Consider the following 14247-nt stretch of genomic DNA (forward strand, 5'->3'; position numbering starts at 1 on the left):
CTATTCAATTACATTATATATTTTGGAAATGATAGCATTCTATCCAAGAATTTAGTATCATGATTCAAGACACTATTTAGAAATGAACGGAGGACATTATGAGCTTATTAACTGTTGAAAAATTAGGCCATACATTTGGTGATCGTACATTATTTAAAGACGTATCCATGCGCTTACTTGCAGGAGAACACGTTGGATTAGTTGGAGCAAACGGCGTTGGTAAATCAACATTTATGAATATAATTACTGGTCAGCTTATCCATGACGAAGGTCGCGTTGAATGGACACCTGGTACAAATTACGGTTACTTAGACCAGCATACTATTTTAACACCTGGCCGCACGATTCGTGATGTATTAGCAGATGCGTTTTTACCTTTATTTGAAAAAGAAAAAGCTTTAAATGAAGTTACAGAAAAAATGGGAACTGCTACACCGGAAGAATTAGAGGAACTTCTTGAGCAAATGGCAGAAATTCAAGATGCTCTTGAAGCAGGTGGCTTCTATTTATTAGATATTAAAATTGAAGAAGCAGCGCGTGGTCTTGGGATTGATGCAATCGGGCTAGATCGTGATGTTGCAGCATTAAGTGGTGGACAACGTACAAAAGTATTACTTGCAAAGTTACTACTTGAGCAACCAGAAGTACTACTATTAGATGAGCCTACCAACTATTTAGACGTTGAACATATTCATTGGTTAACAAATTATTTAAAAGAATACCCACATGCTTTCCTATTGATTTCCCATGATACGGAGTTTATGAATAAATGTGTTGATGTTATTTTCCATCTAGAATTCACAAAAATGACGCGTTATACAGCAACATATGAAAAATTCTTAGAGTTAGCAGAAATCAATAAAAATCAACATATCAACGCCTATGAAAAGCAGAGAGAATTTATTAAAAAACAAGAAGACTTTATCGCAAAAAATAAAGCTCGTTACTCAACGACAGGACGTGCAAAGAGCCGTCAAAAACAACTTGATCGTATGGAGCGTATCGATCGTCCTGAAACAGCTATTAAGCCTGAGTTCTCCTTTAAAGAAAGTCGTGCAAGTAGTCGATTTGTCTTCGAAGGGGAAAATGTGGAGATCGGATATACACATCCGTTATTACCGAAATTAACAATGACAATTGAACGTGGCGAAAAAATTGCAATTGTCGGATGTAACGGTGTCGGTAAATCAACACTGTTAAAAACAATTTTAGGTAAGATTAAACCATTAAGCGGAAAAACAAGTCTTGGTGACTTCTTAAATCCATCATACTTCGAGCAAGAAGTAAAAGCTGATAACATAACACCAATTGATGATGTTTGGAATACATTCCCTAGCTTAGACCAACATCAAATCCGTGCAATGTTAGCAAAATGTGGTTTAAAGAATGAACATATCTCTCGTCCACTGAACCAATTAAGTGGTGGCGAACAAGCAAAAGTTCGTTTATGTAAACTAATGGGTGAAGAAAGTAACTGGTTACTCTTTGATGAGCCAACAAACCACCTTGATGTTACAGCAAAAGAAGAACTGAAAAAGGCGATGAAAGCATACAAAGGAACCATTCTTCTTGTATGCCACGAACCTGATTTTTATGAAGATTGGGTAACAAAAACTTGGGATGTAGAGAAATGGGCCCAAGAAAATTCTTAATCCCCTAACAACATCCCTTTACACTCATATTTAATGTGTAAAGGGATTTCATTTTAAAATAACCATGCAATTTGATAAGGAGTTTTTATTCATGCAACGCACATTTCCCCTAAAGCTTAATACGTTTTTTGTAAAGTGCTTATTAGTACTATGTCTAATTATTTCTGCTGCTATAACGTGGCAATCAATAGGCATAATTCAAGAAAAAACCGACACGCATTCCTTTATTATAATCGCGATTATTATTTTAATAGGTCTTCTATTTTTGCTTATTGGCTATATTTCTAATAAGTATATGTCTACATTTATATTTACCGTTTCACTTATTGTTTTAGCTTTTTCTGTTCGATTAATTTGGGTTCTCAACGTTCCCACTCCTATCGAATCAGATTTTTCAGTGATGTACAATAGTGCTATTCAAGCTACTAAAGGCGACTTTAGTTTTGCACAAGATGACTATTATACTTCATGGGTTTATCAACTTGGCTTTACAATGTACCAAGCTTTCATTATTAAGTTATTCGGTGAAGGGCCTTTCCTTCTAAAACTTTTAAATATAATGTATTGCACAGGAACAACATGGCTAGTTTACAAAATAACTTCATATGTTTTCAATGAATGGGCTGGAAGAATGGCTGGATTACTATATGCATTATATATCCCTAGCATTGTATTGACCTCATTACTAACAAATCAACACATTGCCACATTCCTATTTTATCTTGGATTTTACTTATTAATTACAAAAGGCCTAACCCATAAATATATGTGGATTTTTATAGGAGTCTCCCTAGCCTTAGGAGATATTATGCGTCCACTTGGCGCTTTCGTTTTGATTGCAGTAGCTCTTTATGTCTTTTTACAAGGTATATTAGGAAAATCAAAACAGGATATTTTAACTTCTATAAAAAAACTGTCTGGGATTTTCATCGTTTTTTATCTTGTTCATTACATTATAAGCTCTTCATTTATATCTGCCGGAATTACACAATATCCGCTATCTAACCGGGATCCTCTCTGGAAATTCACAGTAGGACTTAATCACGAAACAAGAGGTGGATATTCTTCATCAGATGTAGAATATGTTATGTCCTTTAAGCTTGGAAAAGAACGAGAAGCTGTTGAGAAGAAATTAATTCAAGAGCGACTAGCTGATCCAGAAAAGGTTTTATCTTTATTTGGTGATAAATTCACGATTATGTGGGCAGATTATGATTCCGCCCCAGTATGGAGCCTGGCAACACTAAGTAACACAGAGAGTGATATGGTTACCTTACAAGATGATCTTAAGACATACGACAAGTATATATATATTACAACGATGTTATTTGCTACGTTAGCAACTCTTTATCTCATATTAACTAAGCAAAATAACACACATTACACACTATTTTTATTATTAATAATTGGTTATATAACGATTCACTTCTTAATCGAATATCAAACGAGATATCGATACTTTATCATCCCTAGCTTTACAATCATCCAAGGTTATGGATTATATGTAATTTATCATCTTATGTCTAAAAGAAAGGCCACAAAAATATAAAATAAGGCTAAATAAAAAAGGCGTAAGCTCGGTGCAATACCGAGCTTACGCCTTTTTATTTATATTCTTTTTTTATTGTAAATATGTTTAATACCAAAGGCAGCTAAAAAGATCATAGGTATTGTAGCCGAATAATGATATCTCGGTGCTACTTCTACTATCATTTGTGCCATTGTTAGCCCAATCACATATAAACAAATAATTAAAAGTGAAGATTTATTTTTATTTTTTATAGCTACTAATGCTCCGAACAGTGAAGTAACTAGTAAAAAGTAATAGAAAACATTAGAAATTATAGTATAGCGTACTTTATGGTCCATAATTGGATCTGCATATTTAACAGCTTGATCATCATTACCTAAAAAGATAATAAATTTATCATACATTAGTTTCCCGAAATCTATATCATCGTTTTTGATTCTCTTTTTCGCTTCTTCAAGCATTTGCTTTTGAACGTCCTGAGCACTCCATCCAGGTTGACCACTATAATGATATAGTAACGCTGAATCTCCTGGATTCCATGTTCCTGAGGCTCCCTTATTAAATCCTACATGAATATTGTATCCCGGCACTGTTGCTATCTCTTCACCTAAACGTAATGTTACATAATGATTTGCCGCCGAAGACATCATTAAGTATCCAATAATGATAACCCCTACATATGCCACCTTATTAATAAGTAGCTTTTTATTCCCGATATGCTTTGTATCTATAATAAACATCCATATCGCTAAGGCTATAATTGGCACTGCTGCAATTGGTCTTGCCATATTTATTAATACAAGTAATGCAGCTAATAGAATTGAATACATAAGAATCTTTGCAATCGTCATCTTTTCAATTTTATCATAAACAATTATCATAATTGCCCAGGCTAATAACAGTACTGTACAATACAACGGTTCTGAAAGTGCAAACATGTTATACATCGTTTGTGATGGCAAGAGAATCCATAAAACACTTGCTGTTATCGCTGTTCTCACTCCACCAATTCGTCTAGCTATAAAATATATTAATCCCATTGAAATTGTAGTTAAAATAACATTAATAATTGGCGGAATCATAAAGTTTGCCCCAAATATTTTTAGGAAGATACTTAAGAATGAAGCATAACCAAAAATATGTGGAAATAATGCAACATATCTATCATGAATAACAAAGTTATCACCTAATGCTTTTGCAGTATTGAAAAAGGCTTCATAATCACCAATCGGATCAATCTTATATGTAACAATCCATGCAGTTTTCACTGCTAAACAAATAATTAGTAGTACAAAAAAACATATTTTTTCATTTACCTTTTCAAGATATAGCGATCCACTACTAAGTATAAAGTTTCCAATTGTACATAATAATAAAACTCCAACTAATATCATTACATAATTATATTTTTGAGTATCTGAAAAATAATCAAAAATTAATATTGCAACGAAAAAGCTATAAATGCCGTATATGGCACGTGTAGAAAAAGTTGAAAACAATCCAGAAAAACGTTCCAAAAAAACTCACTCCTTAACATATTTATATGGGAAAACATTATATTTCCTAAAAAAATTACACTACCAGCTACTATACATTAATATTACCATGATTTCCATGTTTGCTTTTATATTTCCAAGTATACCAATTTAAAATAAACATTTTTATTATTGACAGATTTATTCTATATACTAAAATGATATCCACCCAAAACATATAACATCTTAGCATAAATTATGCTATAATTGATAGTTGTTATGTACAATTAACCATTCTACATTTCCTGTTTTGTTTATACATTTTATAAAGTTGAGGATACTATCTATGGAGAAACTCTTAAAGTTTGGTTTAGTAGGGATCTTTAATACACTCATTACAATCATTAGCTTTTGGATATTATTGAAATTTGGGATGAACTACCTTATTGCGAATACCATTGCCTATTTAATTGGTGTTGCCAATAGCTACTATTGGAATAAAAATTGGGTGTTTAAACCTAATAATAAAAGCTCGTCAATGTTCTTTAAATTTCTAACTGTAAACTTAATTGTATTGGCTTTTAATACATTATGTTTATTTATATTAGTAAATAAATTTACCTTTAATGCGCTAATTGCACAGATTTTTGCAATCGGTGTCGGAATGGTTATAAATTTTGTCCTTAATAAAATTTGGACATTCAACCAAACTGAAAAGGCTACTAATTAAATTTGAACAACTTATTAAAAATACGGAGGATACAACATGCAAAAATTAATTTCGGTTGTAGTTCCTATGTACTTCGAGGAAGAAGTAGCACAGGAATGTTATAACCGTTTAAAGTCCGTTATGCTTCAAAATAACATTAATTACGAGTTTGTCTTTGTAAACGACGGTAGTACAGATCGTACAATGGAAATCTTGTCTGAGATTGCAGCAAATGATTACCGTACAAAAATCGTTAATTTCGCACGTAACTTTGGTCACCAAGTAGCTGTTACAGCTGGTATTGCTGCTGCAAAAGGTGACGCTATTGTAATTATAGATGCAGACTTACAGGATCCACCTGAAGTTATTCCTGAACTTATTGCAAAATGGGAAGAAGGATATGAAGTTGTTTATGCAAAACGTAAGCAACGTAAAGGTGAAACTTGGTTCAAACTTTTAACAGCTAAATATTTCTATAAATTCTTAAACTACATGTCTGATATCGATATCCCAAAAGATACTGGTGATTTCCGAATCATCGATCGCAAAATAGCTGATGTTTTCAATCAAATGACTGAGCGAAATCGCTTCATCCGCGGTATGATGTCTTGGGTTGGCTTCCGCCAAACGTATGTTGAATATGAACGCGACGAGCGCTTTGCTGGTGAAACAAAATATCCATTAAAGAAAATGATTAAATTTGCATCTGATGGCATTATTGCATTTTCAACAAAGCCGTTACGTATCGTGATGACTTTAGGCTTATTATCAGTCCTCATTTCAATAATTGTTCTACTATATACAATCACTGTGAAAATTATCGGCAATGGTACGCAAACAGGTTGGGCATCTATTATGGTTGCTATTACATTCTTTAGCGGTATTCAATTACTTGGTCTTGGAATCGTTGGCCAGTATATTGCTCGCATTTATGACGAAAGTAAAAACCGTCCGATTTATATCGTAAAAGAAACAATCAACATTGATGAAGAAGAGACTGCACCGAAAAAGGAAAAAGTGAATGCATAATAAAAAGGTAACAATGAAAACTATCATTGTTACCTTTTTATATTGTAATAGCCCATAAGCCTCAAACGAAACTCTTTTAAAGCTGGATATGCCTCTAAATTAAACAACATCCCTTGGATAACTGGAATTCTTGGATTTTGCATCCTCATTTCTGCCTCCAAAACATCTAATGTAACAAGCAATTCCTCATCTTCTAATTGATCCGCTAATGTACGTTTAAACACAATAATTTCTTTTAAAAAATGTTCCTTAACCTGCTCCTTAATAAGCTCTGATTTACAAAGAAATTCTCCAAGCTTTTCTTCATGTAACACAGGTTCTTCTGAAGATTCTACCAATCCATCTACTAAATCGTCTACTCTTTTCAAAATAAACGCAGAGACGTAAGATAAGTCCATTTCTGGCGCTTGCAAAATAATTAGCTCTAAATATCCACGGCATATGCCTTCTACCATAATGACTAAATCTAATAAATATGGCATAACCTTATCACCATAAATTGACAGTAAACTGTTCCGATAAAATGCGTGAGACTCTAACTTCATACGCATCATAAATTCTTCTACTTCTTTATTAAATGGAATAGCATTTTCCCTTGCATGCATAATAATGAATTCTTTATGCTTTTGTATATCATTAAACTGGCAATGCAATTGTTTTGAAAATTTGTCACGTGGCAATAACGACTCTTTTTCAATATCCATCATTTTATTTTGAATCTTGTCATAGTAATATCGAAGTGTCGCTAATAAAAGTTCCTCTTTCGATTTAAAGTATAAATAAAAGGCTCCCTTAGATATGCCACAAGCCGTCACAATTTCCTGTACTGATGTCGCATTTACACCCTTAGTCGCAAATAACTTCATAGCCATCTCTATAATTAAGCGCTCTTTTTCTTTCATATCCCGTCTCTCCTAAATGTAATCTCGCATCTTATAATAAATACATCTCACTATTTACAGATCGTAAATTCCCACTGATTAAAGTTTCACTTTATTATACCATCCCTTTTCATTGACGGCTGACCAATCAGTCAGTTATATTATGTATTAGACTGACCAGTTGGTCAATATAATATAAAGGGAGCGCAAACATGAACAAAATTATTAATTTTTCGTTAAAAAATAAGTTCGCAGTTTGGCTACTAACCATTATCGTTACCATTGCAGGTATTTATTCTGGGCTGAATATGAAGCTGGAAACAATTCCTGATATTACAACACCTGTTGTAACAGTAACCACGGTTTATCCTGGTGCTACACCAGAAGAAGTAGCTGATAAAGTTTCAAAACCGATGGAAGAGCAACTGCAAAATTTAAGTGGTGTAAACGTTGTTAGTTCATCATCTTTTCAAAATGCATCTTCTATTCAGATAGAATATGATTTTGATAAAAACATGGAAAAAGCTGAAACAGAAATAAAAGAAGCTCTCACAAATGTGAAACTGCCAGAAGGCGTAAAAGATCCGAAAGTTTCACGTGTAAACTTCAACGCCTTTCCTGTTATTTCATTAAGCGTAGCAAGTAAAAATGAATCTTTAGCTACCTTAACTGAAAATGTAGAAAAAAATGTTGTTCCAGGATTAAAAGGACTTGATGGGGTCGCATCTGTTCAAATTTCAGGTCAACAAGTAGATGAAGTACAACTTGTCTTCAAAAAAGATAAGATGAAAGAATTAGGTTTAAGTGAAGATACTGTAAAAAATGTAATTAAAGGATCGGATATATCTTTACCACTTGGCTTATATACATTTAAAGACACAGAAAAATCAGTTGTTGTAGATGGAAATATTACAACAATTAAAGCATTAAAAGAATTAAAAATCCCTGCTGTTCCTTCATCAGCAAGCGGTCAAGGTAGTCAAAATGCTGGAGCTGGTACACAAGTGCCGCAAATGAATCCAGCCGCTATGAACGGGATTCCGACAGTTACATTAGACGAAATTGCTGACATTAAGGAAGTCGGAAAAGCGGAATCTATTTCTCGAACAAATGGAAAAGAAGCAATTGGAATTCAAATTGTAAAGGCTGCTGACGCGAACACAGTTGATGTTGTAAATGCAGTGAAAGATAAAGTAAAAGAGCTTGAGAAAAAATATAAAGACTTAGAGATTATTTCAACATTCGACCAAGGTGCACCTATTGAGAAATCAGTAGAAACAATGCTAAGTAAAGCCATTTTTGGTGCTATCTTTGCGATTGTTATTATTATGTTGTTCCTACGAAATATCCGAACAACATTAATCTCTGTCGTTTCCATACCACTTTCTTTATTAATTGCTGTATTAGTCATAAAGCAAATGGATATTACGCTTAACATTATGACGCTCGGAGCAATGACAGTCGCTATTGGGCGCGTTGTGGATGACTCCATTGTTGTTATTGAAAATATTTACCGACGTATGTCGTTATCAGAAGAGAAACTACGAGGGAAAGATTTAATTCGTGAAGCTACGAAAGAAATGTTTATCCCAATTATGTCTTCTACCATTGTAACAATTGCTGTATTCTTACCGCTTGGACTAGTAAAAGGTATGATTGGTGAAATGTTCTTACCATTCGCCTTAACTATCGTCTTCGCTTTATTAGCATCATTACTAGTAGCAGTTACAATCGTACCGATGCTAGCTCACTCTTTATTTAAAAAAGAGAGCATGAGGGAAAAAGAAGTACACCATGAAGAAAAACCAAGTAAATTAGCAAACAGTTACAAACGCATACTTGCATGGGCTTTAAATCATAAAATCATTACATCAAGTATTGCTGTCCTTCTATTAGTTGGTAGTCTTGCACTTGTGCCAATTATTGGTGTAAGTTTCTTACCATCTGAAGAAGAAAAAATGATCATTGCAACGTACAATCCTGAACCAGGTCAAACGTTAGAAGACGTTGAAAAAATTGCAACGAAAGCTGAGAAGCACTTCCAAGATAATAAAGACGTCAAAACAATTCAATTCTCATTAGGTGGCGAAAACCCAATGAGCCCTGGTCAATCAAATCAAGCAATGTTCTTCGTACAATATGATAACGACACGAAAAACTTCGAAAAAGAGAAAGAACAAGTCGTTAAAGATTTACAGAAGATGTCTGGAAAAGGCGAATGGAAAAACCAAGACTTCGGGGCAAGTGGCGGTAGTAACGAAATCAAACTATATGTTTACGGGGATAGCTCGGAAGACATTAAGCCTGTCGTAAAAGATATTCAAAATATCATGAAGAAAAATAAAGACTTAAAGGATATAGACTCTAGTATTGCAAAAACGTATGCAGAATACACTTTAGTCGCAGATCAGGAAAAACTAAGTAAAATGGGTCTAACGGCTGCACAAATCGGAATGGGACTTTCTAATCAACATGATCGCCCTGTTCTGACAACAATTAAAAAAGACGGTAAAGATGTCAATGTATATGTAGAAGCTGAAAAACAAAATTATGAAACAATCGATGACTTAACAAATCGTAAAATTACAACGCCACTTGGTAATGAAGTAGCTGTGAAAGATGTGATGACTGTAAAAGAAGGGGAAACTTCGAATACAGTGAAACACCGCGATGGCCGTGTTTATGCAGAAGTAAGTGCAAAACTAACAACTGATGACGTTTCAAAAGCATCTGCCGCTGTTCAAAAAGAAGTAGATAAAATGGATCTTCCTTCTGGCGTAGATGTTTCTATGGGAGGCGTTACAAAAGATATTGAAGAATCATTCAAACAACTTGGCTTAGCGATGTTAGCTGCGATCGCCATTGTATACTTCGTTCTTGTCGTTACATTTGGTGGGGCTCTTGCACCATTCGCAATTTTATTCTCGCTACCATTCACAATTATTGGAGCTCTTGTTGCCTTACTAATCTCTGGCGAAACATTAAGTGTCTCTGCAATGATTGGTGCGCTTATGTTAATCGGTATCGTTGTAACAAACGCAATCGTGCTTATCGACCGCGTTATTCATAAAGAAAATGAAGGTCTATCAACACGTGAAGCTTTATTAGAAGCTGGCGCAACACGTCTTCGTCCTATTTTAATGACTGCAATTGCAACAATCGGGGCTCTTATCCCACTTGCATTAGGATTTGAAGGTAGTGGCTTAATTTCTAAGGGACTTGGTGTAACGGTAATTGGTGGATTAACAAGTTCAACGTTATTAACACTTCTTATTGTCCCAATCGTTTATGAAGTATTAAGCAAGTTCAAAAAGAAAAAAGCAAAATAACAAAAAATAACCTCGCTAACTGCGAGGTTATTTTTGATTTCCGAACAAGATTAAGAAATCACCATAGCCTTCTCTCTCTAATTCCTCTTTAGGAATAAATCGAAGAGCTGCTGAATTTATACAATAGCGAAGCCCATTTGGTCCTGGGCCATCTGGAAATACATGCCCCAGATGTGAATCCCCTTCTTTACTTCTCACTTCCGTGCGCGTCATATTATGACTCACATCCATCTTTTCTTTCACACTTGCTGACATAACCGGCTTCGTAAAACTAGGCCAACCACATCCACTATCAAACTTGTCTAGAGAAGTAAATAACGGTTCTCCTGAAACAATATCTACATAAAGACCTTCTTCTTTATGATTCCAATACTCATTTCGAAATGGTGGTTCCGTTCCATTTTCCTGTGTTACATAAAACTGCATTTCATTGAGTTTTTCTTTTAAATGAGCATTATCTTTTGGCCAATGTCGCTTAATAAACGCATCTCGCCCTGAGCCCTTACGGTATAACTCGTAGCGGAATTCATTTTTCCTATGATATCCTTGGTGATATTCCTCCGCCGGATAAAACGTAGCAGCTGGCAATATTTTTGTCGCAATCGGCTTTGAAAAGCGCCCACTCTTTGCAAGCTCTTCTTTTGAAGCCTCTGCTTTTTTATGTTGTTCTTCATTATGATAAAAAATCACTGTTTCGTAAGACTGTCCCCGATCGTGGAATTGCCCACCTACATCAGTCGGATCAATTTGTCTCCAATATATATTTAATAACTCCTCATACGGCATTTTATTTGCATCAAATGTAATTTGTACTGCCTCATAATGTCCCGTCGTTTCTGAACATACTTCTTTATATGTTGGATTCTCTTTATGACCACCTGTATAGCCAGAAACAACCTTTATAATTCCTTCCATCTCTTCAAATGGCGAAACCATACACCAGAAACACCCTCCAGCAAATGTAGCTAACTCTACCTTTTCATTTACAGCCATTACTTCACCCCTATTCTATCTTCTCCTTACAGTATGGCATAAGAAACATCATGTTATAAAAGAAAAAGCATCGAACATCGATGCTTTTTCTTCTTCACTTTATTTTTTTCCAACATCCTTCTCCATTTCATCACTTGTCACATCTAAGACATCTAATAAGAAAATGAAGATTGGAATACCGATAATTAATCCCCATACACCCAAGAAGTGTTCTGAGAAGATTAATACCATAAATGTATAGAAAATCGGTAAATTTGTTTTTTGCGACATAAACTTCGGATTTAACACGTAACTTTCAAGCGCATGAATGACTGTTACGATAACTAAAATATAAACCACGTACATAATACCGCCGATATTGTAAGCAATCATACAAAGCGGGAATAACGAAATGATAACCCCAGCTACTGGAATTAAACCGAGTAAGAAGATCATTAATGCTAAACCTAATAATTGTGGGAATCCTAATATCCATAGTGCAATAACAGATAGAACACAGTTAACAACAGCAATTAAAAATTGTGCTTCGATTACTTTTCCGAATGAACGTGCAAATTTCTTACCGAAGTACTCGATTTCAGTATAAAAAATTGCAAGTCGGCTTTCTTTAAATTTTGCAGTAAAAGCAACGATACGAGCTTTCTCCAATAAGAAAAATAAACTTAAAATTAAAGAAAGTAACACTTGAAGGCCAAATTTCCCAACATTCGTAATCGATTTATACAAAATGTCAACGCCTTGTCCTACATACTTCGAAAGTTCCATATGATTAACAGCATTAACTGCATACTTAATTAATTCACTATCCGGTGGGTTTCTTAAAAATACGTTAAATTGATAAATCAATTGTGAAATTTGTATCGTTAATACTGGTAAATATTTAAATAGCGTAATAGCAATTCCGCCAATTAACATGACATACAGAAATGCTATAACGAGCTTTCGATTAATGGGCATAAAGTGGTCTAATTTACGAGAAATAAACTTTTGGAATCGATCCATTAAATACGTAAGAATAAACGTAATTAATATTAAATTCAACATACTTTGCAGCCCATATAATACGAGAGCAAGTATTACTAATACGAGTAACCTCTGAAATCCTTTGCTTTGAAACAGGTTTTTTATTTGCATAATCGACGAGTACTCTCTCCTGTCCTATAAAGTAAAACGTTAATAAGTAGATTTTTCTCTCTTTTCTACTTTTAATTATTCATTCATATTAAGATTTTTATAAGCTCATTATACGCCTACCTTAGCAGATCTATAGTAGCTTACTTCTTATTTTACAATACAATGACCTAATTCAAAACGTATTCTACACAGTATTAATGAAGATTTAAGGAAACTTACATTTTGTCACAATAGGTCTTACCACTACTGTAACATAAAAAGCAAGCTATCAGTAGAAATCTGTCCTACAAATAGCTTGCTTTTCTCATTTTTTTAAGTAAGTTTTACTATCCAATGAATGGCATAAACATCGGTATGACAACTACTGTTACAACTCCAACTACTGTTACAGCAATACTTGCCATAGCTGCCTCTACTTCACCCATTTCAATTCCTACTGCCACTCCTAATGCGTGACCTGCTGTTCCAAGTGCTAAACCTTTTGCAATTGGATGTTTCACTCTAAATGTTTTTAAGAATAATGCTCCTAATGCGTATACGATAACTGCGTTAAAGATTACTGCAAACGATGTAATTGCTGGTATACCACCAATACTTTCAGAGATTGGTAACGCAATTGCTGTTGTCGCTGCTTGTGGTAACATTGAATTCATTACTGCTGTATCTAGACCAATTGCTTTTGCAACAATAAACACGACAATTACTGAGCAAATAGATCCAACCACGATAGCCGATAAAATTTGCCACCAATATTTTTTTAACTTATCAACTTGTTTATATAATGGAATTGCAAAGGCGATTGTTGCTGGTTCTAAGAAGAAGCTAATCATTTTTCCACCAGTATTATACTCTTCGAAAGTAAAATTACCTACTTTTAGAAAGACAATTCCTAAAACCATTGCTACGAATAACGGTGTAAATAAGAAGAAGCCTTTTGAATGCTTAAACAATAATGTTCCGATTCCGTATGCGATTAATGAAACGACGATTCCGAAATATGGAGTCATTGTGCTTGCCATGTTCATTACCTCCTAACAATATATAAATGCAATGGTTACGCAACTTTTCCGTGCTTGCGTCCTTTATTTACTACTTTCAATTCTTTTGTATCTTCTGTTTCTTTTTCATCTTTTCCTAAAATAAATTGTGCAAATAATCCTGTTACAGCGAGTAAAATAACTGTTGCGACAACAATTACAGTTAAAATTTGTACAAAATATTGTCCCATTACACCAAGAGAATTAATAACTGAAATACCTGATGGGACGAAAAGGAATCCGATAATACCTGTTAAAGCTGTTCCAAGTGATTCAACTTGTTCCAATTTAATAACCTTTAAACATAGTAGACTAAATAAAATGACTAATCCGATCACTGATGAAGGCATCGGAATTGGTAAATGTGTTGCAATAATATTAGAAATTAACATAATAGCTGAGAATATGAATGCTTGTGATAAGAAACTATATACTTTTTTCGTACTCATTTTGGCCACCTCTTTCGATTTGGTACCT

General features: G+C 34.2%; 11 protein-coding genes. 5 read left to right on the top strand and 6 right to left on the bottom strand.

Annotated features, from left to right (window positions below; genetic code table 11):
* Positions 1-98: 98 nt before the first annotated feature.
* On the top strand, positions 99-1652 hold the full coding sequence (locus AC2CGR_RS21940; protein WP_000055390.1) for an ABC-F family ATP-binding cassette domain-containing protein: 1554 nt from the start codon (positions 99-101) through the stop codon (positions 1650-1652).
* Positions 1653-1743: 91 nt separating this feature from the next.
* On the top strand, positions 1744-3201 hold the full coding sequence (locus AC2CGR_RS21945) for an ArnT family glycosyltransferase (RefSeq protein WP_131101209.1): 1458 nt from the start codon (positions 1744-1746) through the stop codon (positions 3199-3201).
* 59 nt (positions 3202-3260) lie between these two features.
* On the opposite strand, the gene AC2CGR_RS21950 is transcribed toward AC2CGR_RS21945, so the two are convergent.
* Positions 3261-4700, bottom strand: coding sequence for a glycosyltransferase family protein (locus AC2CGR_RS21950; protein ID WP_061687857.1), 1440 nt, complete (start codon positions 4698-4700; stop codon positions 3261-3263).
* Between the two features lie 304 nt (positions 4701-5004).
* Here AC2CGR_RS21950 and AC2CGR_RS21955 point away from each other — a divergent pair, with 304 nt between their 5' ends.
* Together AC2CGR_RS21955 and AC2CGR_RS21960 are read left to right on the top strand one after the other, a co-directional pair.
* The gene (locus tag AC2CGR_RS21955) at positions 5005-5388 is read left to right on the top strand and encodes a GtrA family protein (RefSeq protein WP_087968515.1); all 384 of its coding nucleotides are present in this window, start codon (positions 5005-5007) and stop codon (positions 5386-5388) included.
* Between the two features lie 36 nt (positions 5389-5424).
* On the top strand, positions 5425-6396 hold the full coding sequence (locus tag AC2CGR_RS21960; RefSeq protein ID WP_087968516.1) for a glycosyltransferase family 2 protein: 972 nt from the start codon (positions 5425-5427) through the stop codon (positions 6394-6396).
* Positions 6397-6425: 29 nt separating this feature from the next.
* Here AC2CGR_RS21960 and AC2CGR_RS21965 read toward each other — a convergent pair whose 3' ends face one another.
* Positions 6426-7298: a TetR/AcrR family transcriptional regulator gene (locus AC2CGR_RS21965; protein ID WP_131101211.1), complete on the bottom strand. Its 873-nt coding sequence runs from the start codon at positions 7296-7298 to the stop codon at positions 6426-6428.
* 191 nt (positions 7299-7489) lie between these two features.
* On the opposite strand from AC2CGR_RS21965, the gene AC2CGR_RS21970 reads away from it, so the two are divergent.
* Entirely contained in the window at positions 7490-10606 is a 3117-nt protein-coding gene (locus AC2CGR_RS21970; RefSeq protein ID WP_087968518.1) for an efflux RND transporter permease subunit, read from the top strand.
* A 27-nt stretch (positions 10607-10633) separates the two neighbouring features.
* On the opposite strand, the gene msrB is transcribed toward AC2CGR_RS21970, so the two are convergent.
* The 4 genes from msrB to lrgA all read right to left on the bottom strand — a co-directional run bounded on the left by msrB (position 10634) and on the right by lrgA (position 14219).
* On the bottom strand, positions 10634-11599 hold the full coding sequence (gene msrB, locus AC2CGR_RS21975) for a peptide-methionine (R)-S-oxide reductase MsrB (protein ID WP_087968519.1): 966 nt from the start codon (positions 11597-11599) through the stop codon (positions 10634-10636).
* 99 nt (positions 11600-11698) lie between these two features.
* Positions 11699-12733: an AI-2E family transporter gene (locus AC2CGR_RS21980; protein ID WP_001977228.1), complete on the bottom strand. Its 1035-nt coding sequence runs from the start codon at positions 12731-12733 to the stop codon at positions 11699-11701.
* Between the two features lie 326 nt (positions 12734-13059).
* On the bottom strand, positions 13060-13752 hold the full coding sequence (gene lrgB, locus AC2CGR_RS21985; RefSeq protein ID WP_000168869.1) for an antiholin-like protein LrgB: 693 nt from the start codon (positions 13750-13752) through the stop codon (positions 13060-13062).
* Positions 13753-13787: 35 nt separating this feature from the next.
* Positions 13788-14219, bottom strand: coding sequence for an antiholin-like murein hydrolase modulator LrgA (lrgA, locus tag AC2CGR_RS21990; protein ID WP_000104901.1), 432 nt, complete (start codon positions 14217-14219; stop codon positions 13788-13790).
* Positions 14220-14247 lie beyond the last annotated feature (28 nt).

This window comes from Bacillus sp. LSHTCR4 (assembly GCF_057197025.1).